Source organism: Sphingomonas naphthae, from assembly GCF_028607085.1.
GTDB classification, from domain to species: Bacteria; Pseudomonadota; Alphaproteobacteria; order Sphingomonadales; family Sphingomonadaceae; genus Sphingomonas_Q; species Sphingomonas_Q naphthae.
Window position 1 is genome coordinate 2,177,094 of record NZ_CP117411.1, and the last position, 21,711, is coordinate 2,198,804.

The window sequence follows — 21,711 nt, forward strand, 5'->3', positions numbered from 1 at the left end:
AATCCCCTCGCAACGCTCTAAGCCGTCCCCAGCAGGAGAGGTGCGATGAATTTCCTGAAAACCCTGTTCTGGATCGCGATCACGGTGATCGCCGTCGTCTTCGCCACCAACAATTGGCGGCCTGTGTCGATCAACCTGTGGGCGGGTCAGGTCGCGGACGCGAACCTGCCGGTCGCCTTGTTCATCGCCTTCCTCATCGGTTTCCTGCCCACCTGGGCGTGGCATCGCGCCAAGCTGTGGCACCTGCGCCGCCAGCTGCCCGCACCCATCCCGTCCGTCCCTTCCGTGCCGCCCACACCCGTCATCGATGCCGTCCCGGCCCGCCCGATCGCGGGGAGCGCCGACGCGGTCATCTGAGTAAAATCATGTCCAGCCGTATCTTCGTCGCCATCGACACGCCCGATCTCGCCCGCGCCAAGGCGCTCGCCGAACGGGTCCACACCCATGTCGGCGGGCTGAAGCTGGGACTGGAATTCTTCGCGGCCCACGGCCAGGCCGGCGTGCGCGAGATCGCCGCGATCGGCCTGCCGATCTTCCTCGACCTGAAGCTCCACGACATCCCCAATACGGTGGCGAGCGCGGTGCAGGCGCTGTCGAGTCTGAAGCCCGCGATCCTGACGGTCCATGCCGCCGGGGGCCGGGCGATGATGGAGGACGCCAAGGCCGCCGCCCCGCCCGGCACCAAGGTGGTCGCGGTCACGGTGCTGACTAGCCTCGACGGCGGCGATCTGGCCGATATCGGCGTCGGCCAGCCCGATCCCCATGCCCAGGTCGAGCGGCTGACGGCGCTGGCCCGCGACGCCGGGCTCGACGGCGTGGTCTGCTCCGGCAACGAGGTCGCCGCCGCGCGCAAGCTGTGGCCCAAGGGTTATTTCGTCGTCCCCGGCGTCCGCCCCGAAGGCGGCGCGGTCGGCGACCAGAAACGCACCATCACCCCCCGCCAGGCACTCGACAATGGCGCGAGCGTGCTGGTGATCGGCCGCCCCATCACCAAGGCGGAAGACCCGGACGCGGCGGCACGGGCGATCGCGGCGACGTTGTAACAACATACAGGTCGCCCCAGCGAAAGCTGGGGCCTCCCACCGCCGGGCAAAACCTCACGAGATGCCAGCCTGCGCTGGCATGACGATCAGGGTCAGGCGCCCCGCACCGCCCGCAACTCCTTCCGCAGCGTCTCCACCAATTCCCCCGCCGGCATCGCCCGTGCCAGCGGCGCGCCCTGCCCGGCCCATTGCGCGCCGAAGCCATGCTCGCCCCGCGCCCTGGCGGCGGCGTGGAGGGCTTTGCCGGCGTCGTAGGCGATCGGATAATCGGGTGGGGCGAGGCCCGCCAGCGCATCCGCCAGCGCGGTGAAGCGGTTGGCCAGCGCGCGGGCGGGGCGGCCGGAGATCAGCGCGGTGAGCGTCGTGTGGAAGGCGGCGGGGCCGGCGAGCGCGGCGCGATAGGCGGGGTCGGCGGCGGACTCGGGGCAGGCGATGAAGGCGGTGCCCATCTGCGCCGCGACCGCGCCGAGATCGAGCGCGGCGGCGATCCCCGCGCCGTCCATGATCCCGCCCGCCGCGATCACGGGCAAGCCGGTGTGGCGCATCAGCAGCCGGGTCAGCGCCATCGTGCCGAGCGCGTCATCGGGCGCGGCGGGATCGAACATGCCGCGATGCCCGCCCGCCTCGATCCCCTGCGCCACGATCGCGTCGATCCCCGCCGCCTCGATCGCCCGCGCCTCGGCGAGGCTCGTCGCGGTCGCGAGCATCAGGATGCCGCGCGCCCGCAGCGCCGCCACCGCCCCGGCCGGGGGCAGGCCGAAGTGGAAGCTGACGACCGGCGGCGCGATCTCGACCAGCATCGCCAGCATCGCCGCATCCTCGGCTAAGCTGCGGTAGATGGTGCGCAGCGTGGCCGGCGGCGCGGCGCCATATTCGGCGAAGACCGGGCGCAGCGCCGCCAGCCACGCGGCCTCGCGCGCCGGATCGGGGGTCGCCGGGCCATGGACGAACAGATTGACGTTGAACGGCCGATCGGTGCGCGCCCGCACCTCGCCGATCATCGCGCGGGCGCCGGCGGCATCGGTCGCCCCCACCCCGATCGATCCCAGCGCGCCGGCGTTGGATACGGCGGCGGCCAGCGCGGGGGTGGAGACACCCGCCATCGGCGCCTGGATCAGCGGGAGGGTGAGGCCGAGCGGGTCTAGGAAGGGCATGGTCATCCTATCGCAGCCTCATCCTACCTTTCCGTTCGTCCTGAGCGCAGTCGAAGGGCGTGCGGCTGGACGATATCGTGTGGGGCACGTCCTTCGACTGCGCTCAGCACGAACGGGTGAGTGGGGCGATCACCCCCGCGTCAGCACGATCCCCGGCCGTGGCGGCACGTTCGGCAGGTCCGCGAACGACAGCGGCGCCAGCTCCGTCCCGACGATGTCGAACGGCTTCAACCCCATCCCCGCCAGATCGCCCAGGAAGGCCGACAGGTCGAAGCCCGCCGTGCGGATCTGGTCCGGCGACCATTCCATCACGATCCGCAACTGCGGATTGTCCGCGATGGTGCGGCGGGCGCCCGCGAAGGCGAGCGGTTCGGCGCCCTCGACGTCGATCTTCATATGATCGACCCGCCCGCCCATCTCGGCGGCGAGATCGTCGATCCGCACGCCCGTCACCGTGAACGGCTCGACCGCCGGCTCGCCCATCAGGTCGGTCAGCGCCGTGCCCGGATCGGTCATGCTGGTGTTGCCCGGCCGGCCGATGCGGCGATACAGCGTCACCGGATCGCGGCTATCGCAGATGGCCGCGTGGACGATGCGGCTATTCTCCTGCACATTGTTGATCGCCAGATTGTCGCGCGCCAGATCGGCGACCCGCCCGTCCGCCTCGATGCCGACGACCTGACCCTGCGGGCACAGCCGCCCCATCAGGCCGGTGTAGAAACCGAAGTTGCAGCCCGCATCGATGCAATGGTCGCCGGGCTTCAGCACGCGGATGAAATAGTTGGTCAGCACCGGCTCGAACTGGCCGGTGATGATGAACCAGGGCGCGATCAGCCGATCATCGGCTTCGACCATGAAACCGAAATTGCGGCCGGCCATCACCGCCTTCACCAGCACGCGATTATTGCCCATGTAGGTGGCGCGCGAACCGTGGCTGAAGGCTTCCAGCGCGTGGACCTGATGGGTGAGCTGTTCGATCTGGCGCTGCATCCGCCTGGATCGCTTGCCGCTGACCCTCTCCCACAAACCGCGCATCGTTGCTCCTGTTCTGATCCGGCCTTGCCGGATCAGGGCGGCACCGGCCCGCTCCCCCACCCGGCCACCCATAAGATACTGCCGTTGGGTGGCCGGGTGGGGGAGCGGGCCGGTGCCGCCGCCAAATTCGCCGGCGGCTATTACATGGGCGTGGGAGCTTGGAAAGTCAGCGCCTGATCGCGCATCCCCCGCCACACACGCAGCGCCTGCACCGTCTCGGCCACGTCGTGCACGCGGAACAGCTGTACCCCCTGCCCCGCGCCCGCCATCACCGTGGCGAGCGATCCGCCCAGCCGGCGATCGGCCGGCGCCTCGCCATCGAGCGCACCCAGGAACCGCTTGCGGCTCGCCCCCAGCAGGATTGGACAGCCAAGGCCGTGGAACAGCGACAGGCCGTTTAGCAGCGCCAGATTGTGCGCCACCGTCTTGCCGAAGCCGATGCCGGGATCGACGACGATCCGCGCCCGATCGATCCCCGCCGCCACCGCCGCCGCGATCCGCTCGCCAAGCCAGTCGTAGACCTCCAGCAGCACATCGCCATAAGCCGGCCCGCGCTGCATCGTCTCGGGGCTGCCCTGATGGTGCATCAGCACGACCGACGCGCCGGCGCGCGCCACAACCTCGGCCGAACGCGGATCCCACAGCAGGGCCGACACGTCGTTGACGATGGCGGGCGCCGCCGCCAGCACCGCCTCCATCACCCCCGCCTTGCGCGTGTCGATCGAGAGCGCGACGCCGGCCCGCGCCAGCCCCGCGACGACGCGCGCGACCCGCGCGATCTCCTCGCCCTCCCACACCGCCTCCGCCCCCGGCCGGGTCGATTCCCCGCCGACGTCCACCAGCGCCGCCCCGGCCGCTGCCATCGCGACGCCGTCCGCCACCGGGTCGGCATGGGTGCCCCCGTCCGAGAAACTGTCGGGCGTGACGTTGAGGATCGCCATGACCTTGGGCTCGTCGAGCCCGATCCGCCGCTCGCCCAGCATCAGCGCCGGGCGCGGCGCGGTGAGGCGGGCGATCGTCGCCTCGGCCCCGGCCCGCGCGGTGATGTCGAGCGTGGCGAGGAAGGAGGACAGGCGCTCGACCGGAACGAGCGTCGTGCCCGTCCGGCGACCATCCGCGGCGGCGATCGCCTCGATCGCGGAGAACCAGCACAGCCCTCCGGCGAGGCGCAGCACCTGCCCATCGAGGCCGAAGGGTGCGTCGACGAAGGCGGTAGGGCGGAGGTAGAGGGTCATCGGCGACCTCTACGCCCGGCGGATGGGCGAAGTCGAGGAGCCGAAGCCGCCCCGCCCCACTCCCCAAACCAACACCGTCCGTCCTGCGCGAAGTCGAAGGACGCCCCCCGATCGGTGCCGTCCGGTCGACTGCGCTTCGACGTCATACCGGAGGGACGAGGTTCATCCTGAGCGCCTGTCTCGTCGGGCGGCCCCGGGGCCCGGCACGAAGGCGTTGCTGGCTGTGGCAGCTGGCGGATAGCTTGTTCCAGCACCGACTTTTTTCATGTCGCGTGGATCGCATGCCGTCGATCCTCGTTACCGCTCTCGCGACGGGTCCATGAAGTCCCGCGACGGGAGGAATGTCAGTGCATGGCGAGAATCGGCCCTCTGTTCGCGATCGCCTGCACACTGGCCCCGGCTACGACGCTTGCCGGCGCCCCTAGCCGGATCGATCCCGCCCGCATCGTCGCCCTCCACAATGTCGAGCGCGCCCATGTCGGCACCGCGCCGCTGATCTGGAGCGATACGCTGGCCGCCAGCGCGGCCGTGTGGGCTCGTACCCTCGCGCGCGCCGGGCGGATCTGGCACGATCCGCAGAACAAGGTGGAGGGCGAGAATATCTGGATGGGCACGCGCAATGCGTACAGCCTGACCGAGATGCTGGGCCATTGGGCGGCGGAGAAGGAGCAATTGCCCGATCCGGCGCGCTGGCTCGATAACCATGCCGCCGTTGGCCACTACACCCAGATGATCTGGTCGACGACCACGTCGGTCGGCTGCGCAATGGCCAGCGACCGATCCAATGATTTCCTCGTCTGTCGCTATGCGCCCGCCGGGAATGTCGTCGGACGCCCGCCATATTGATCGCCGCCGCGATCGGCCGACACGGGCCCGCCGCCCCGACTATTTATCGGGATCGATGCCCTGCGCGATCAGGCGATGGCGCAGATCGTCCATCGCATGCTCGATTCGCGCGGCCGTGATCGCATCGCCATCGTCCGCCCGGAGACAATCCAGCGCCTCCTTCAGATGGTTAAGGCATTTCAGATGGTTACTGCCTGGTGTCACAAACACATTCCGGTGCCTCGAGAGGGCTATGAACGATAGACGAAGGCATCCAGCCTTCTCCACACCAACGCAATAAGGTCCAATTCGGATGCACCGCCAGACGCAAATTGCGCGCGGGGGCCGCGTCCTTCTAAGCGGGTGGGGGTGTAGGGCGTTCGGAGCGTTTCTTTTGGCGCGGTCGATATTGTTCCGTTATGGTAACGAAGTTGGGCAGGCGGGCCTGACACTGTGCGAAAGACGCTAGAAATGTCGCACGCCGAGGCGAATTTCGAGATGCCCGTGCTGGCGGCGCGGGCGCGGCACATGCTGGTGATGCGTCGCCGGCGTGGCGAGGCGCTGGGTGCCCAATATTTCGCCGATCCCTGCTGGGATATGATGCTCGACCTGTTCGCCGCGCAGATCGAGGGTAAATCCATCTCCACCACCAGCCTGTGCGTCGCCGCCAACGTGCCGACCACCACGGCGCTGCGCTGGATCCAGGCGCTGCTGGTGGGCGGCCATATCACCCAGCGCACCGACGATCGCGACGCGCGGGTCAAATGGGTGGCGCTCAGCCCGGCGACGTTCGACAAGATCGCCCGCATCGTCCGGGAGTCCGCCGCGCCCGTATAGGTGCCGATCGGACGCGCGGCGGCGGCGATGGCTCCCCGTGGCCTTCCGCATGGCGGGAAGCGGGTGGCGGGGTTGATCCCGCCCCCGGTCGGGGCTAGGGCCGCCCGGCGTGATGGGCTCGTAGCTCAGTCGGTAGAGCAACGGACTTCATTAGGAGCCATGAGCGGCGAAAGCGCTTGTGGGATGGTGTCAAATTCGGGGAACCCTCTCGCGTGATGGCGGTGGCGATCCCGAGCCAAGCCCGATCCGCTCCCTTCGGGGCAGGACGGGAAGGTGTAGAGACTTGATGGCACCCGCCTAACGCCCCTTGCGGGCCACGGTGAAGGGAAAGTCCAGACCACGAACGCCCGCACGGGCGGCGGCGGAAGCCGAAGTGGGATGTTAATCTGTAGGTCTCGGGTTCGAATCCCGACGAGCCCACCACGCAAAGCCCTCTTCCGCTCCCGCCGCCAATGCAGCATTCTGCCGATCGCCGCCGCGACGCGGGCGACCGGCGGGCCCGCCGGCCAATGCCCTCAATCGATCTGGCCGATACCCTCGCAGCTCAGATCGAACGCGGTCAGCCCTGCATCCAGATTGGCCGCCAGGGTCGGCATGTCGAGCAACTGGTCGATCATCGACTGGGCGTTCTCGTCGCCGGCTTCCTCCAGCGCATCGTCCCACTCGGTCGCATCGAAGGTGCCGCGCCCGACCCAGGCGAGCGACAGGATTTCGGCCAGCTGGTCCTCGCCGAGGTCTTCCAGCAGCGCCTGGATCTCTTCCTCGATGCCGGTATTGGCCTCATCCTCCAGCACCGCGAACTGATCGTCACTGTCGCTGGGATCGTCCTCCTCGTCATTCTCGATGGCGGGCACCTGCGCCTCCAGCTCGCGCGCCCGGATGATGAGACGACAGATCGTCTCGAGCGAAACCGAAAGCTCCATAAGCTCGTCCCCTTGCGGCAATGCGTGGATGGTATCGAAGGGGGCGAACGTGGCGCGACGCGCGCGGTTCCGCGATCATCGCTCGGGCGCGAAACACAAGGTTGACCCCCAACCACGCCCTGCCTATAGCGCCCGCCTCGCCGAAGGCCCTTGCGGGGCGTCGCTTGGTGGGGCGGAGTAGCTCAGCTGGTTAGAGCACGGGAATCATAATCCTGGGGTCGGGGGTTCAAGTCCCTCCTCCGCTACCATTTCGACACCCTGATCCGCCGCATTGCGGCCATCTTCCATCCATAGCGTCACCGGGTGCCGATCGGGGTCGCCTCACCATGACTGCCCTGACAGCGATCGCCGTCTTGCTGGCCGGCCTCGGGCATGCGCGTCCGTCCACGATGGAGGCGATGGCCCGCTTCCATGCCGCTTATGACGGCGATCCCGAGATCCATTGCCGGGAAAAGACCGGCGAGATCATCGTGTGCGCGCGTCGCGGCCGTTCGCCGTATCGGCTGCCCTTGCCCGATGAACGGCCCGCCATCCGGATGGCGGGGGAGGCGCCGCATGGCGCGGTCGGCGGCTCGCCCGCGCGGATCGCGCCCGGCTTCGGCCTCACGTTGACCATTCCGATCGGCAAGGGACCGGGGCAGGCGGCGCCCGCAAAGGCCTCGCTTCAGGGTACGGGCGATGCCATGGCCGCAACCAGACGGCCCTGAGGACAGCTGGCAGGAACATCTTACCCGCCCGGCGCTTTCCCGTCCGAAAGACTGTGACGGAGGTGATCCGATGGTGCGTCCGATATCGATCATGCTGGGCTGCGCGTTGATCGTGCTGAGCGCGGCGATGTCGCTGTTCGGCGGCTGGGCGCGCTATGCGGCGCTGTCCGAAATGGCCGAGATGTCCGGCGCGGGCGAGAATGCCGGGGCGATGGCGTCGATCCAGGCGATCTTCGTCGGCTCGGCCCTGATCGCCGGGCTGTTCCTGTCCGGCATGGCGGCGCTGATCTGGTATGCCCGCTCCACCGCCGCCCGCCTCGCGCTGACGGTGGTGCTGGCGATCGGGCTGGTGTGGACCTACGTTTTGTCCGCCACCGGGCCGACCGGGCTGGGCACGCTTCAGTCGGCGGTGGACGTAGCGGCCCTGATCCTGCTTTGGCTGCCGGCGAGCAGCGCGTTTCTGGCCGGCAGGACGCCGCCGCCGACCACTTTGCAGCGCTGAGCGACGGATCGCCATCCAACCTGCGTTCAAGGCGGCGAGGAGATGACGATATGCGCTTCGACGGAATGGTTCTTGCCCTGATCGGGATGCTGACCGCGATCCCGGCACACGCCGCGCCGACGACGATCGGCTATGGCGCCGATCCCAAGCAGACGCTGGAATTTCACCCCGCCCCCGCCGGCAAGCCGAAGCCGCCGCTGGTGATCTTCATCCACGGCGGCGGCTGGCGGCGCGGTGATCTGGCGACCGGGACCGGGGCCAAGCCCGATTTCTTCACCGCCCGGGGCTATGCCTTCGCCACGATCAACTATCGGCTCGTGCCGCAGGTGACGGTGGCGGACGAGGCGCGCGACGTGGCGGCGGCGGTGGCGCGGCTGCGGCGGGATGCGGCGCGGCTGGGTTTCGATCCCGATCGGATCGCGCTGATCGGCCATTCGGCGGGCGCGCATCTGGCGGCGCTGGTCGGCACCGAGCCGGCCTATCTGAAGGCGGCGGGCGTGCCGATCTCCGCGATCCGCGCCGTCTCGCTGCTGGATGGCGCCGCCTACGACGTGCCGCGCCAGATGGAGACGGGCCGGCCGATCCTGCGCCGGCTTTACGGCAAGGCGTTCGGCGATGACGAGGCGACGCAGGCGGCGCTGTCGCCGACCCGCCATGCGGCCGCGCCCAACGCGGGCGCCTTCCTGATCCACTGCCTGTCGCAGCGGAGCGACAGCTGCCCGCAGGCCGAGGCGCTGGCCACGGCACTCGGCAAGGCGGGGACGGCGGCGAAGGTGGTGCCGGTGGACGGCACGACCCACCGCCAGCTCAACCAGAATATCGGCGCGGACGGCGACGGGCCGAGCGCCGAGGTGGCGGCGTTTCTGGCGGGGGCTTTCAGATGATCGTCACTGCGAGCGGAGCGAAGCAGTCCAGGTTCCGCCGCTGGATTGCTTCGCTACGCTCGCAATGACGAAGGGCAGTGATCAATCCGCGCCGATACGCTCGATGTCCGCACCTACGGCCGACAGCTTTTCCTCCAGCCGCTCGTAGCCGCGATCGAGGTGGTAGATGCGGTTGATCTGCGTCTCCCCCTCCGCCGCGAGGCCGGCGAGGACGAGGCTCATCGAGGCGCGCAGATCGGTCGCCATCACCGGCGCGCCGACGAGGCCCGTCACGCCGCGCACCACCGCCGTCCGCCCGCGCACCTGGATGTCGGCGCCCATGCGGGTGAGTTCGGGGACGTGCATGTAGCGGTTCTCGAAGATGGTCTCGGTCAGCACGCTCGCGCCCTCGGCCAGCGCCAGCATCGCCATGAACTGCGCCTGCATGTCGGTCGGGAAGGCCGGATAAGGCGCGGTCGAGAGGGTCAGCGCCTTGAGGCGGCCATCGGCCACGACGCGGATGCCGCCGTCCACGGTGGAAACCTGGAGCCCCGCCTCGACCAGACCGTCGATGATCGCGGCCATGTCGGCCGCGTCGGCGCCGGCCAGCGTCAGGTCGCCGCCGGTGATGCCCGCCGCGCAGGCGTAGCTGCCCGCCTCGATCCGGTCGGGCATGACGCGATAGTCGGCGCCGTGGAGGCGGGGCTGGCCCTGCACCACGATCCGTTCGGTGCCGATGCCCGAAATCTCCGCGCCCATCGCGACGAGGCAGCGGCACAGATCGGTGATCTCGGGCTCACGCGCGGCATTGTCGATCACCGTCTCGCCATTGGCAAGGCTCGCAGCCATCAGCGCGTTTTCGGTGGCGCCGACCGACACCAGCGGGAACACGATGCGGCCACCGCGCAGGCCGCCATCGGGCGCGCGCGCCTTCACATAGCCGGCGGCCAGCTCGATCTCGGCCCCCAGCGCCTCGAGCGCCTTCAGGTGGAGATCGATCGGGCGGTTGCCGATGGCGCAGCCGCCGGGCAGCGACACGGTCGCCTCGCCCTCGCGCGCGACCAGCGGGCCGAGGACGAGGATCGAGGCGCGCATCCGGCGCACCATGTCGTAGGGCGCGGTGGTCGAGGCGATCTTTTCGGCGCTCAACGTCATCGAGCGGCCCCATTCGGCGCCGCCGCGCGCGCCGGCGATCGTGGTCGAGACGCCGAGGCCATTGAGCAGGTGGCCGAAGCCGTCCACGTCGGCCAGACGCGGCAGGTTCGACAAGGTCAGCGGATCGGCCGTCAGCAGCGCGCAGGGCAGCAGGGTGAGCGCGGCATTCTTCGCGCCGGAGATGGGGACGGTGCCGGAGAGGCGGTTGCGCCCGCGAATGATGATGCGATCCATGGGTGCCGCCTTAACGAAGGCGGTGCGGGGTGCCAAGGAAGCGGAAGAGAGTCATTTGTTTGATCCGCTCACGCGGATGGGGCCGCACCAGCCCCCACCCCCACCCGACCGCCCGAACAGCGTACCATGTGGGCGGTCGGGTGGGGGTGTGGGCGGGCGGGGCCCGCGCCGTGAGGCGCGCAAAAAACTCCGCAATCAAACTTCACGGCTTCGTCATGACGCTTACGCACTTCGGTGGCATAAGGCTGTCACAAGGCCCCGGCACAGGGGCCAGTGAATGAGGAGACGACCATGGCCGACGACGATCTCGTCTATCTGCTGAGACGCAGCGTGGAAGAGCAGCGGCGCATGAAGGATGCCCGCGCGGAACGCAGCCGCGCCCCCTACCGCGACATGGCCGACGGCCACCGCGGCCCCGGCGGCGACAATCCGCGCGCGTTTTCATGGTGATGGCCCCCCATTAGCATCACCGTGAGGGGCGTCGGCATTCCCCCCTATCCCAGCCGGCGCCCCACCCACACCACCCGACCGATCACATCGATCGACGACACCGCGATATCCGGCCAGCTGGGATAGCGATCGTTGTCGCTCACCACCGCGATCCGGCCGTGCACCGGGCCGATCGCGATGCGCTTGACCATCAGGCGATCCTCCAGCCGCAGCACATAGATGCCATCGCGCAGCCGATCGGCGCGATCGCCGCGATCGACGAGGATCTCGTCGCCGTCGTGGAGCAGCGGCTCCATCGATTCGCCCTCGACCCGGATGATCGACAGATGATCCGGCCCGGCCGCCGCCATTTCGCGCAGCATCGGCCTGGGGAAGGCGATCGTGCCGGTGACATGCTCGCCCGAAACCTCGCGCCCCGCCCCCGCCGACGCACCGACCGCGAGGCGCGGCACCCGCACCAGATCGGCCGGGGGTAGAGGCGCCGGGCCGCCCAGCACCGATTCGTCGACGTTGAAATAACGGGCGAGCTTGCGGCGATCGGCTTCGGCGAGGCGCCGGGGCGTGCCGCGACGGATGAATTGCTGAATGTAGGCGTCGTTGCGGCCGAGCAGGCGCGACACCGAGGTATAATCCTCGCGATGCGCGTCGATCAGCGCCTGGAGGGCGGTGCGTTCCTGCGTCATCATGTTCATCCGATACGGCTAGGATTTTTCCTAGACAAGTAGGAAATGGCTTGCGACCAGATGGAACGTAACAGGAACATCGGAGTCGGGGCAATGCATCTGCTGACCACAATCGAACGCTATCTTCGCAAGACCGGCATGCGCCCCACCCGCTGTAGCGCGACAAGAGCTTTCGGAGTGTCAGACAAGAGGTTCTGGAGCACTCCGAAGCGCGATCAGATGATGCGGACCCCGGTGATGTCGGTCATTGCGACATAAGCATAACCGGGCTGGCCGACCTCTTTGAAACAGACGATTTCGCGGCCTTCATCGAGAACGTAGATGTCATCGATCTGCACCCAATTTGGGAACTGAGGCGTCCAGAGCCAGATCTCCCCGCCTCCTGCTAGATTTTCATGGGCCAGCTTGAACAGCGCCTCTGCTGCCTTCGTCATACGTCCTCCTTAGGCGTGATGATAAGCTCGCGCGCCTCGGTAGGCGGCCCGCTAATGCGATAGGTAAGCTCCACTGGCTGGATGTGGAAGTCAGCAAACATCTTCCGCACCTCGGGCCGATCGTTGATCGACAGGATAAACCGTCCCTTCAGAGCCGCTAAGACCCCTCTTAGAAGGTCGAAGTCCATCCATGAGAAAACGTCGGCGCCATAGTCGCCCTCGCATCCCCAATAGGGGGGATCGCAGTAGAAGAGCGCGCCTGGCCGGTCGTAACGCCGGATGAAGTCGGCGAAGTGAAGCCGCTCGATGGTGACGCCGCACAGCCGATCGTGAACCTCTTCGAGCAGCGGAACCAGCTTGGTCAGATCGAAGCGCGCCGGGCCCGTCCGCGAGGTGCCGAAGTGCCGACCCGCCACCTTGCCTCCGAACGCGGTGCGCTGGAGGTAGAGGAAGCGCGCCGCCCGCTCCAGATCGGTCAGCGTCACCGGATCGACCTTCATCAGCCGATCGAACTCTGCCCGACTGCAAAGCTGGTAGCGGAGCATGTCCAGGAAGGCTGTGTAATGCCGCTGAAGGATGCGGAAGAGCGTCGAGACGTCGGCCGAGATGTCGTTGACCACCTCCACCTTCGGCCGCGCATCACGGCGGAAGAAGACGCCGCCCATCCCCACGAAGGGTTCCGCATAGAGATCATGTGGGGTGGCGGCGATCTGGTCGACCAGACGGCGGGACAGGTTACGCTTGCCGCCGATGTAGCCGGCGACGGGACGAACCGGATCTACCGGTTCGAGAGATATGGACTCCATATGCTTTGATGCTCACAAACACCCCGCCGCGTACCGGCCGGGGGAATCGATCGCGGACCATGGGCCGCGTGAGGTGCAGGGGGCTAGCCTGCGGTGAAGCGCCTTGCAGGGCGCCAACCTCCCTCGTCATCCAGCGCGATCAGCCGGGCGGCGTGGGAAACTCGATCGAGGCGGCGTCCTGGCCGGCCGCGATCGCGGCGGCGGCCTGTGCCGGCAGATCACGAAGCGCCTGACGATACGCCTTCCATTGCTGCCGGCGAGGCGACGCCATCGCGTCCGAAAGCTGGGTCCAATCGGAGGTGGCCAGCGCCGCGTTGCGCAGCTCGCGCAGGCGGGCGAGCTGATCCTCGGCCGTGACCACTGGCGCTACCGCGATCGGCAGGCCGTCATCATCGCCCTCGATCCGCATCCCTTGGCTCTGCGCGATCAGCAGCTCTTCCCACCGCGCGTCGCTGACCTCGACCGCGTCGGCCGGCCGCTCATCGCTGGCATGAATGTCCGGATGATAGAAACCGCCAGTCGTCTTGCTGTAGAACTTCATGTTGGACTCCTTAGAAACCGAACGCGATCCAATGGGCCGCCGCCGGAGAGGCGACACCCGAGCTTTGCGCCTGCCAAACGGTCATGCCGCTCGGGCTGCCGAAGTCCGTTCCCGCCCAGGCGGTTGGCGCCCCGCCGGCCGCGTTGACCGCGAACCCGCGAAAGAAGGCGTTGGGGAAGGTTATCGGGAAGGACACAGCGGCGCTGCCGCCCCCGCTGGTCGTGCAGCCGCCCCACTGGATGATCAGGCCGCCCGGCAAAATCGCATAGCCGGTGGCACCGACTGACAGGACGCCGGGCATCTGGCCCGAAGGCACCTTCCCCGACCCGTCGAGCGAGGCGACGCCATTGGCCGCGCCCTTCTGCCCGCTCGCGATATAGGAAGCCGCGAGGTTCGGCACTTGGCCCGACGGCACCTTGCCGTCACCATCGAGAGACGCGACGCCACCCGCCGCGCCGCGCCGGCCGACTGCGATATAGCTGCCGGATAGATCGGGCACGGTGTAGGCGTTGACGGCTGCCTCTGCTCGCTGGTTCGCGAGAGTGCGGATGGCATCGTACAGCTGGGAATTGGCGCCTTTCGCCAAGCCGATGCCCATCGCCTCGATGACGTAGCAGATCGCTTCCTGCACAGCCTCGGGCCAGTCCTGACCGAGCACCGTGGCCCGCTGGCCCGCCTGCGGGTCACCGACCGAGAAATGGCCATTCAAACTGCCGGGGGTATCGATCCTATGCATCAGGACGCTCCAAGAAAATCGAACCAGAGCATCGGCTCTGGGGGAACAGGCGCGGGCGCGGGCGGCGCCTGGGTGAAGTCGAACCAGAGCATCGGCTCGGGATCGGTCGGGTAGGCAAAGAGCGGCGAGCTGTGGGCCGGTGCCGCCCGCATGACGACGCATTCGAGATCCTCGGCGCCAAAGCTGGCAAGCCGTTCGTCCACGGTGCTGAGCGTGGTGAACTCGGCGATCGCGACGCGCGGCGTGTCGCCGATCGTCTCACTGGGCGGCAGGACGCGGACGATGAAGGCGGCCCGCCAGCCGTCATCGCTGATCTCGCCATCGATCCGCGAATTGCAGTCGAAAGGCTCGGGCTCGCGGATTTCGACATCGAGGCCGAGGCGCGCCGCCAGATCAACGAAGAAGCCGACCGACTGGCCGCCGAGGCCGGCGATCTTGCGCGCCAGCGCCGTCTGCCGATCGGCGATGCTGCCACCAACCGGCACACAGGCATCGGGCAAGCCGGCAACCCGCTCCCAGTCGCCGAGCAGCTCCAGTGTCGTCGACGGATCAAGCTCTTCGAGCAGGTCGGCCGAGCGGGCGTCCACACGCGCCATTCCGTCCGCCATCGCCGCCAGGAGCCGCGTAAGCATCGCATCGGGCGCGCGGCTCCACGCCTGGCCTTGCGGCAGGAGCGCCTGAAGCTGCTGGAGATAGCGGGCCGCGTCGAGCATCGGATCACCAGGTGATCGCGCCGACGCGCGCCAGCCGGCCCGGCGCGCTGACGACATTGGCGGTCGGCGAGATCAGCACATGATCGCTTTCGCCGGCAGCGGTGCTGATCGCTTCGCGGATATGGCTGACCGGCAGGATTCCGCCCGGCTGGGCCTCGCGCTGGAACAGGTCGATCAGCTCGGCCTGGACGGCGGCGCGGACGGCGGCGGTGCCGGGCGCGAGGGAGATATGGAGCGGGATAGCTTCGATGATCGGCGCGAAGACGGTCAGCGCCGCCGTGACCGGCCGCCGATCATCGAGATAGGCGCGCACGACATCGAGATCGCCAGGACCGGGGATGATGTCCGTCCGCGCCTCGCATACGAAGGTGACGCCGACGGTGCCGGGACCGAGCCAGCCGGGATAGACCCACGCGCGCGTCACGCCCGCGCATTCGAGGGTCCACCTTTTGTAGTCGGCGAGGTTGCCGCCGTGCGGCGGCTGGCGGATGCGGTCGAGCAGCCGCGCGCGGAGCGCCTCGGGATCTTCCTCCTCGGCCCCGCCCTTCAGGCCGTCGCCACCGATCGTCGCGATCGAGGACACGCCAGCCACGGGCGACACCAGGGTGAGCTGCTGGCCCGCGAGCGCGTTCGCCGCCGAGCCGGTCAGCGCCGCCGCCACCGCGATCGTCCCCACTCCGCCGGTCAGCACGACATCAGCGATCGTCAGATATTCGACGCCGTCGCTCCGCAGGAGGGCGGTGGCGGCCGGAACGGGCGAGCCCGCGACGCCGGTGAAGGACACGTCGCCGGTTGCCGCCGTCGCGACTTTCGGCGTCACGCCCCAGATCCGCGCGTGGCGGGCTAGCCAGTCTGTTGCTGTATCCGGCATCGCCTCAGCCGCGATCGTGTCGAGATAGCCGTAGAGGCCGAACAGGCCGGCGCCATGGACCCGCGCCAGCACATCCAGGACCGAGCGGCGCAGGCGGCTGTCGGCGCCATCCAGCCGCGCGGCGAGATCGTCGCGCTGGCGATCGACCAGATTGGTCAGGGTAGGACGGATCAAACTCATCGGCCCGAAAGCTCCCGCGCGGTCGCGCTCCAGGTGAAATCGTAGCGCTGGCGCCCGCCGCCGGCCGGCCGGGTGACCGTCACGCCGATCGCCAGCACGTCGCCCGCCGCCGCCGTCTCGACGGCGATCGCCGCGACGACGCCGTCATCGAGCAGCCATTTGAGCGCTTCCTCGGCATAGCCTCGCGCGACGACGGCGACGTCCGCCAGGCGCTTGGCGCGGCTGAGCAGCCACAGGCGCGAGCCGATCACATCGCCGGCCTGCGCTGGCACGGCGTCGCCCCACCAGCCGCCCCGCGCGCCTTCAGCCGGCAGCACGTCATCCGGCCGCGCGGGCGCATCGGTGAAGAGCGAGATGAGGATGGCGGTGAGCAGGCCGTCGTCGGTGGCCAAGCGAGCGCCGTCGAGAGCGATGTCCGCCTCCATCAGGGCGTCACGCCAGGTGAGAGCAATATCGGTCATACAACGCGACCGATGCGAACCGGACCATCTGGCGTGCCGCCGACGCCGCGCGCGATATTCACATCGCGTCCGGCGCTCACACCTCGGAAATAATCGTCGTCGATCCGACGCGCCCCCGCCGATGGCCGCGCCGCAACGTTGATAAGTCCCGGATGCTGTTCAGCCAGATAGCGGCCGATAAGGTCATCGGTTTCAGCGGTTGGCGCCAGCGACTTGATTGATTGCCGCACAACGGCTGCCCACCCCGCGCAGAACGCGTCGGCCCTAACCCGCTTACGGTAAGCAGTTTTGACGCGTCTCAAGTGCTGATCGAGATACCTGGCCCGCTCGGCCTTCAGCCGCCGGTACAAGATCGTGAATGCATAGCTCGCTATCTCTGGCAACGCGCCCCGGCCGACGAACCGATAGTCGCCAACGCTGTCAAGAAAGCGGGTGACGCCGATCGCAGCGCACACCGCATCGGCAAGCAATGTCTGCCAGCCCGCCGGCCGCCTCGTGCGGCTCGCACGAGCTGACGCTTCGCCGACTTCGATTAGATCAAGATCAACGCCGTGAAGCCGCGCCAGTTCGGCAGCTTTAGCGAGCGCAGCGGCGGCTTCATGCTCGTTAGCGCTGCGAGAAAGCGCGAGACACTTCCGGATTTTAGTGATCACCTCCGCCTTGGTCACAGCGCCCTCACTTTGCTGGAGCCGCTCGTGATGATGCCGCCCGACACCGGATCGCCGACACGCGCGATGGACTTGCCGCCCGTGCCGCCCAAATCGACCGAGTCAGTTTCGATCGTCACACTAGCGGCGCTGATCTTGAGCGGCTTCGGGGTGACGACGCGGATGCCGTCGCGACCGAGCAGGATCGACTGCCCCTGATCGTCGTAGAGCGCCACTTCGCCCTCGCGCAGTCCCTTCAGGCGAAATCGTCGATCATCCACGGCAATGACCAGGCCGTGGCTCCGCAGGCCGCCGACGAACATCACCGCCGCCTCGGCGCCGGGACGCGGTACCGAGGTGAAGCCATATTGTTGGAGCCGCTCGACGTCGTCGTGGCCTTCGTCGGCCAGCACCTGGATCTGGACAGCCTGAAGCCCCTTGTTGTCGCTGATCGCGGACACGATGGCGCGCGCCACCATGCCCGACATCCGGCGCCGGATTGGCGCCAGGAAGCGATTGAGCGCCTCCGCGTTCATGCCGCCTTCTCCAGGCGCGCGGCCTCGGCGCGATCGGGGATGGCGAGCTGGGTATAGGCTTCCTTGCGGGCGAGCCGGATCTCGACCCGCTGCCCTTCGTCTTCGTCGAGGCGGAAGGATATACCCGCCGCCACCAGCGGCGCCGTAATCCAGACCGATGGCAGATCGGCATCGACCGCCTGCATCTCCGACCAGAGCTTGCCGTCGTCGCGCCGCCAGCCCGCGAGCGTAACGGTCGCTTCCTGCGCCCGCGCCGCCCGCACGATCGCCTCCCAGGCTGCCCGTTTGCGCAAGGTCGCGATGTCCGCCTGATCCTCGGCCATCACGATCGTCGGCCGGTACCGTTTCACCGCCGGATCGCTGGCGCTGGCGGTCGGCGCGGCGGCGGCGGTGCCGTTGACATCATCGTCGCCGGCAGCCTGCCCCTTCACGACATAGCGGCTGAACCGGTTCGAGACGTCGTGCCGCGCGGATATCCGCATCGGCTGCTCGCCCTCGACGATGCGCACTGCCGGCCCGACCGGCTCGGCCGTGATGATCTCGATGTCGCCGGCCGGCGTCGAGACGGCGAGCAGTCCGCGCTGTTGGCACAGCCGCAGGATCGCCTCCGATACCGTCTCGCCAGGCTGAAGCGCGAAGAGGCGAAACGGCGCGCCGGTCGAGGTGCGGGCCACGACCGAAATGCCGAACGGCTTCGCCAGCTCGCCCGCGATCTGTTCGAGCCGCCGCCCGCGCCAGCTGCCCGGCTTCGCGATCGCCGCGCAGTCGACCAGATCGCCTGCTCGCCCCCGGCCGGCCACGCTGATCGAATGATTCTCGCCATCGATCTCCGGCGTGAGACTATCGACCCAACCGGTGATGACCGTCTCACCGCCGATCTCGACGCGGCAGGGCTGATCCGGCGTGATCGGCCAGGCCGCCCGCGTGATCGGGTCGCGGCTGGTCACGCCCAGCTCGAACGACGGCGCGAGCGCGTCGAGATCGCGTTGGATCGCGATGGATGTCCAGCCGCCATATGCCTTGCCGCCGATGACAAGGGTGACGCGATCGCGATCCTCAGGCACCGGCCGTCCTTTCACCCAGCACCTCGACCGGCTGACCACCCATGACAAACCCCGGATGCCGGATGCCATTGCGGGCGACCAGGTCGGCCGAGCGCGAGAGAAGATCGTCCAGCGTGCCGTCGAGCTGATGCGCCAGCGCGAGGGCGGGGAGCGTCCGGCTTGGGCTGACCGTGTAGATCCGGGCCAGCGAGCCACCGCGCGCTGTGATGTCGCGCACCATGATAAGACGAAGCCGGTCGAGATCGTCGGCGGCGGCGTCATCGCCGGCATCGGCCGCCGCAACCGCGAGCGCGTCCAGATCATCCTGCAACGCGGAGCGGAGCGCGGCGGCCTCGTTGTAGCTGGCGAACACGATCTGCGAGCAGCTGCGCACCGCCTCGGCCGCCGCGATCGTAGTAATCAGACGGGTGAGCGCGACCTGATTTTCCCACTCCTGCCGGCGTGCCGGAGTAAAGCCGATCGGCGCCGGGCTGGTCGCGGTGGCGACGATATAGGGACCGCTCGGTGCGCCGATCGTCGCGGCGACGACGGGCGGGAAGGCGACGCCATCGCTCATCACGCGCCGCAGAGCGGTGACTCGCGAGGCGGGCGAGCTGCCGAGCTGGCCAAGCGCGAACAGCGCGCCATCGATCGCCTGGGCGAGCAGCAGCGGCGACCTAAGCAATCCTCCCGGCAGGACGTTGAGACCGATCAGGAAGGTGCGAAGCGCATTCCCGGTGCCGCCCTGAAGGACGCCCGCCGCAGTGGTGACGGCTGTAAACACGCCGATCGCGTCGGCCGCCGCCGCCTCGACGAACGCTGGCAGACGGGCCACGCTGAACCCGGCGGCGAAGCGCTCGATCGCGCTCAGCTTCACGTCGTCGGCCACCTCGACCGCCGCGTCCGCCGTGGCCTGGCGCACCTCGGCCGCGACAATCTCGCCGGCCTCGACCAGCTCGATCGTGAAGGTGGCCATGCCACCTTCCTCGGTCGATTCTGCGACCGTGTAGGTTCGGCATTGTGCCTGAAGCGTGCCGCGCCAGGGGTGGACCAGCGTGCCCGGCCCCTTCGCCTCGCACGCCGCAATCAGCGCGTCGCGCGCCGCCATATAGTCGGCGCCGATGACGATCGCGTCGATGGTGAACCGGGCCGCCGCCCGGCCGATGTCTTCGGCCCAGCCGGTATCCCGCTGGGGATAGCTGTGGTCAGGCCCGCGCCGGCCGCCGCTATTCTCGGCGGCCCGGACGGCGAACGCCGCGCCCCGGAAGCTGCCGGGCTGGAGTTGGTCGCGCCAGCTCATGCGACGGGCACGAAGCCACGCGACACGTCGATCGGCACGTCACGGTTGACCGAGGAGAGCTTGGTCGTGCGCGCTTGGGTACCGCGATCCGTCGTGATGTGGATGTCGAGCTTGCCGCCGACCTTGACCGGCGCCTGCGGCCGGGCGGGCGTGGCGCGCCGCAGCGGCGGTCCCAAACGTGGCGCGGCCGGCGACGTCGACAAGCGGCGCGGATTGGCCATGATCCGCTGCCACGACGGGGCAAGCTGGGGCGGGCGAACGGGGCGGACCAGCGGCGCCCGCCCCTGCATCAGGCTCCAGCCCGGCGCGCGCTCCTGCTCAGTCCGGGGCGAGCGGATCGACCAGCGCGGCTTCGGCGCAGACGGGTAGCGGAGCGGCTTGCCGTCCTGCCCGTTGAACAGATACTTGCCCCACTGATCGGGAAAATATCGGTCAGCCGCGTCGGCGGCGCCCCACACCTTAGCGGCAACACCATCAGCAGCAGCCTGGAAGCGGCCAAACTTTTCGCGCCACCGATCAAGTTCTCTCAGAATTGGTACAAGATCAGCCAAACCGCCTGCGAGATCACGCACAGTGCCGGCGAGATAGTTGATATCGTCGCCAACCGCCTTCCAATCGGTTCGCGCTATGGCATCACCAGCCCTAGCAAGCCCGTCGCCCACCTTCGTGGCCCACTTATCGAGCGATCCATCCCGCTCGGCCTTCTCTGTCCAGGCGAGCAGCTTCGCGAGGTTACGATCCAGCATCTTGCCGAACCCGCCATCCCAGACCCTCCGCGCCACGCCGCCGAGGAAGTCCATCAGGTTCGACCATTTCCCCGCCACTGTGCGCGACTGGCGATCCATACCACCCGCGAACTTCGCATCGAAAATGGTCAGCAAAGCGGCCTGGATCTTCTTCGCGTCCTTCGCGACGCTGACCGAGGCGGTCTTCCCGGCCTTGGTCATGTATCGAAATGTAGCCGTCGCGCCCTTCTGGCTGCCGACGATGCCGAACTCCTTCAGGCGCTCGAACTCACCCGTCTGCGCGTCGGCCATCATCTCGACGGCGTCATCGAGGGACTTGCCAAGGGCGCCGGCCGCGTCGCCCAAGCTCCGCAGCGACCCATCCATCGGGTCGATGCCGAGATTACGGGATTTGATGAAAGCGGCAACGACGTCTTCGAGCTGATAGGGCGTGGTCTTGGCAAAGTCGGCGATCCATTTCAGCGACCGCTCCGCCTTCCCCGATGATCCCTCGATCCCCTCCATTTGAGACCGAAAGCCCTCGAACCGCGCGCCCGTCGTGATCGTCGCCCAAAGGCCGGTGATCGCCGCGCCGCCCAGCGCCAGCGCCCCGCCCCGGATTGTGCTGCCGATGAACTCGCCGGTGCGCCGCGCGGTGCGGCGCGTCAGCTCGAAGCGCCGATCGAGGCGAGCAAGAGCCCCGACCCCTCGCGTCGCCATGCGATCCATGGCGACGCCAGCGCGGCCCGCGCTGACCACAAGCGAGCGCGTCGAGCGGGTGACCGCCTCGACACCGCGCGAGGCGCGACGCATCGAAGTGTCCAGCCGCCCGGCACGCTCGCGCACGCGATCGAGCCCGGTGGCCGCCGCCGCACCGGCCGCGCGGCCCCGCTGGCCCATCCGATCGAGCGAGCCCGAGGCCCCGCGCACGGTGCGGGACAGGCCGCGCTCGGCCGCCGTGATCAGAATGCTAAGACGCATCACCATCTGAGAGACGCTCCACCTGGCCAAACCACATCTTCAGGTCGGCGACGTCCCAATTCATGTAATCGGGAGGCCAACCGAGGCTGGC

The 21,711-nt window shown here is 68.5% G+C and carries 27 protein-coding genes and 1 tRNA gene; 9 read left to right on the forward strand and 19 right to left on the reverse strand.

The window, feature by feature from the left end; translation table 11 throughout:
- Nucleotides 1–45 precede the first annotated feature (45 nt).
- Together PQ455_RS10230 and pyrF are read left to right on the forward strand one after the other, a co-directional pair.
- The gene (locus PQ455_RS10230) at nt 46–357 is read left to right on the forward strand and encodes a LapA family protein (RefSeq protein ID WP_273685974.1); all 312 of its coding nucleotides are present in this window, start codon (nt 46–48) and stop codon (nt 355–357) included.
- Nucleotides 358–365: 8 nt separating this feature from the next.
- Nucleotides 366–1,043, forward strand: a complete 678-nt coding sequence (pyrF, locus tag PQ455_RS10235) for an orotidine-5'-phosphate decarboxylase (protein ID WP_273685975.1) — start codon at nt 366–368, stop codon at nt 1,041–1,043.
- Between the two features lie 92 nt (nt 1,044–1,135).
- Here pyrF and PQ455_RS10240 read toward each other — a convergent pair whose 3' ends face one another.
- From PQ455_RS10240 to folP, 3 genes are all read right to left on the reverse strand, one after another.
- Nucleotides 1,136–2,197, reverse strand: coding sequence for an NAD(P)H-dependent flavin oxidoreductase (locus PQ455_RS10240; protein ID WP_273691342.1), 1,062 nt, complete (start codon nt 2,195–2,197; stop codon nt 1,136–1,138).
- A 129-nt stretch (nt 2,198–2,326) separates the two neighbouring features.
- Entirely contained in the window at nt 2,327–3,232 is a 906-nt protein-coding gene (locus PQ455_RS10245; protein WP_273685976.1) for an FkbM family methyltransferase, read from the reverse strand.
- 140 nt (nt 3,233–3,372) lie between these two features.
- A complete protein-coding gene (folP, locus tag PQ455_RS10250; RefSeq protein WP_273685977.1) occupies nt 3,373–4,467 on the reverse strand; it encodes a dihydropteroate synthase in 1,095 nt (364 codons plus the stop codon).
- A 351-nt stretch (nt 4,468–4,818) separates the two neighbouring features.
- Here folP and PQ455_RS10255 point away from each other — a divergent pair, with 351 nt between their 5' ends.
- Nucleotides 4,819–5,313: a CAP domain-containing protein gene (locus PQ455_RS10255; protein WP_273685978.1), complete on the forward strand. Its 495-nt coding sequence runs from the start codon at nt 4,819–4,821 to the stop codon at nt 5,311–5,313.
- A 39-nt stretch (nt 5,314–5,352) separates the two neighbouring features.
- On the opposite strand, the gene PQ455_RS10260 is transcribed toward PQ455_RS10255, so the two are convergent.
- Nucleotides 5,353–5,517: a hypothetical protein gene (locus tag PQ455_RS10260; protein WP_273685979.1), complete on the reverse strand. Its 165-nt coding sequence runs from the start codon at nt 5,515–5,517 to the stop codon at nt 5,353–5,355.
- Between the two features lie 246 nt (nt 5,518–5,763).
- Here PQ455_RS10260 and PQ455_RS10265 point away from each other — a divergent pair, with 246 nt between their 5' ends.
- A complete protein-coding gene (locus PQ455_RS10265; RefSeq protein WP_273685980.1) occupies nt 5,764–6,129 on the forward strand; it encodes a MarR family transcriptional regulator in 366 nt (121 codons plus the stop codon).
- Between the two features lie 515 nt (nt 6,130–6,644).
- On the opposite strand, the gene PQ455_RS10270 is transcribed toward PQ455_RS10265, so the two are convergent.
- Nucleotides 6,645–7,052, reverse strand: coding sequence for a DUF3775 domain-containing protein (locus PQ455_RS10270; protein ID WP_273685981.1), 408 nt, complete (start codon nt 7,050–7,052; stop codon nt 6,645–6,647).
- A gap of 171 nt (nt 7,053–7,223) precedes the next feature.
- Between PQ455_RS10270 and PQ455_RS10275 the strand changes: the two genes are divergently transcribed.
- The 4 genes from PQ455_RS10275 (at nt 7,224) to PQ455_RS10290 (ending at nt 9,145) form a co-directional block, all read left to right on the forward strand.
- Nucleotides 7,224–7,300 (forward strand) — tRNA-Met (locus PQ455_RS10275).
- A 78-nt stretch (nt 7,301–7,378) separates the two neighbouring features.
- Nucleotides 7,379–7,759, forward strand: a complete 381-nt coding sequence (locus PQ455_RS10280) for a hypothetical protein (protein ID WP_273685982.1) — start codon at nt 7,379–7,381, stop codon at nt 7,757–7,759.
- 70 nt (nt 7,760–7,829) lie between these two features.
- Nucleotides 7,830–8,261 carry a hypothetical protein gene (locus PQ455_RS10285; protein ID WP_273685983.1) on the forward strand — a complete coding sequence of 144 codons (432 nt, stop codon included), beginning with the start codon at nt 7,830–7,832 and terminating at the stop codon, nt 8,259–8,261.
- 50 nt (nt 8,262–8,311) lie between these two features.
- Nucleotides 8,312–9,145 (forward strand): alpha/beta hydrolase, encoded by an 834-nt coding sequence (locus PQ455_RS10290; protein ID WP_273685984.1) that lies wholly within the window; start codon nt 8,312–8,314, stop codon nt 9,143–9,145.
- An 81-nt stretch (nt 9,146–9,226) separates the two neighbouring features.
- On the opposite strand, the gene murA is transcribed toward PQ455_RS10290, so the two are convergent.
- Nucleotides 9,227–10,513, reverse strand: coding sequence for a UDP-N-acetylglucosamine 1-carboxyvinyltransferase (gene murA / locus PQ455_RS10295; RefSeq protein ID WP_273685985.1), 1,287 nt, complete (start codon nt 10,511–10,513; stop codon nt 9,227–9,229).
- Between the two features lie 291 nt (nt 10,514–10,804).
- On the opposite strand from murA, the gene PQ455_RS10300 reads away from it, so the two are divergent.
- The gene (locus tag PQ455_RS10300; RefSeq protein WP_273685986.1) at nt 10,805–10,963 is read left to right on the forward strand and encodes a hypothetical protein; all 159 of its coding nucleotides are present in this window, start codon (nt 10,805–10,807) and stop codon (nt 10,961–10,963) included.
- Between the two features lie 44 nt (nt 10,964–11,007).
- Here PQ455_RS10300 and PQ455_RS10305 read toward each other — a convergent pair whose 3' ends face one another.
- From PQ455_RS10305 to PQ455_RS10365, 13 genes are all read right to left on the reverse strand, one after another.
- A complete protein-coding gene (locus PQ455_RS10305; RefSeq protein WP_420542779.1) occupies nt 11,008–11,655 on the reverse strand; it encodes a S24 family peptidase in 648 nt (215 codons plus the stop codon).
- 206 nt (nt 11,656–11,861) lie between these two features.
- The gene (locus PQ455_RS10310; protein ID WP_273685988.1) at nt 11,862–12,080 is read right to left on the reverse strand and encodes a hypothetical protein; all 219 of its coding nucleotides are present in this window, start codon (nt 12,078–12,080) and stop codon (nt 11,862–11,864) included.
- Nucleotides 12,077–12,886, reverse strand: coding sequence for a DNA adenine methylase (locus PQ455_RS10315; protein WP_273685989.1), 810 nt, complete (start codon nt 12,884–12,886; stop codon nt 12,077–12,079). The genes PQ455_RS10310 and PQ455_RS10315 overlap by 4 nt, the downstream gene beginning before the upstream one ends.
- Nucleotides 12,887–13,025: 139 nt before the next feature.
- Nucleotides 13,026–13,427: a phage tail assembly chaperone gene (locus PQ455_RS10320; RefSeq protein WP_273685990.1), complete on the reverse strand. Its 402-nt coding sequence runs from the start codon at nt 13,425–13,427 to the stop codon at nt 13,026–13,028.
- 10 nt (nt 13,428–13,437) lie between these two features.
- Nucleotides 13,438–14,163, reverse strand: coding sequence for a gp53-like domain-containing protein (locus PQ455_RS10325; RefSeq protein ID WP_273685991.1), 726 nt, complete (start codon nt 14,161–14,163; stop codon nt 13,438–13,440).
- Nucleotides 14,163–14,876 carry a YmfQ family protein gene (locus PQ455_RS10330; protein ID WP_273685992.1) on the reverse strand — a complete coding sequence of 238 codons (714 nt, stop codon included), beginning with the start codon at nt 14,874–14,876 and terminating at the stop codon, nt 14,163–14,165. Before PQ455_RS10330 ends, PQ455_RS10325 begins: the two co-directional genes overlap by 1 nt.
- Nucleotides 14,877–14,880: 4 nt before the next feature.
- The gene (locus tag PQ455_RS10335) at nt 14,881–15,921 is read right to left on the reverse strand and encodes a baseplate J/gp47 family protein (RefSeq protein WP_273685993.1); all 1,041 of its coding nucleotides are present in this window, start codon (nt 15,919–15,921) and stop codon (nt 14,881–14,883) included.
- A gap of 2 nt (nt 15,922–15,923) precedes the next feature.
- Nucleotides 15,924–16,388 carry a phage GP46 family protein gene (locus PQ455_RS10340; RefSeq protein ID WP_273685994.1) on the reverse strand — a complete coding sequence of 155 codons (465 nt, stop codon included), beginning with the start codon at nt 16,386–16,388 and terminating at the stop codon, nt 15,924–15,926.
- The gene (locus PQ455_RS10345) at nt 16,385–17,056 is read right to left on the reverse strand and encodes a DUF7168 domain-containing protein (protein ID WP_273685995.1); all 672 of its coding nucleotides are present in this window, start codon (nt 17,054–17,056) and stop codon (nt 16,385–16,387) included. The genes PQ455_RS10340 and PQ455_RS10345 overlap by 4 nt, the downstream gene beginning before the upstream one ends.
- Nucleotides 17,053–17,571: a phage baseplate assembly protein V gene (locus PQ455_RS10350; RefSeq protein ID WP_273685996.1), complete on the reverse strand. Its 519-nt coding sequence runs from the start codon at nt 17,569–17,571 to the stop codon at nt 17,053–17,055. The genes PQ455_RS10345 and PQ455_RS10350 overlap by 4 nt, the downstream gene beginning before the upstream one ends.
- On the reverse strand, nt 17,568–18,635 hold the full coding sequence (locus PQ455_RS10355) for a phage baseplate assembly protein (protein ID WP_273685997.1): 1,068 nt from the start codon (nt 18,633–18,635) through the stop codon (nt 17,568–17,570). The genes PQ455_RS10350 and PQ455_RS10355 overlap by 4 nt, the downstream gene beginning before the upstream one ends.
- A complete protein-coding gene (locus tag PQ455_RS10360) occupies nt 18,628–19,914 on the reverse strand; it encodes a DNA circularization protein (RefSeq protein WP_273685998.1) in 1,287 nt (428 codons plus the stop codon). Before PQ455_RS10360 ends, PQ455_RS10355 begins: the two co-directional genes overlap by 8 nt.
- A complete protein-coding gene (locus PQ455_RS10365) occupies nt 19,911–21,452 on the reverse strand; it encodes a tape measure protein (protein WP_273685999.1) in 1,542 nt (513 codons plus the stop codon). Before PQ455_RS10365 ends, PQ455_RS10360 begins: the two co-directional genes overlap by 4 nt.
- Nucleotides 21,453–21,711: the final 259 nt, after the last annotated feature.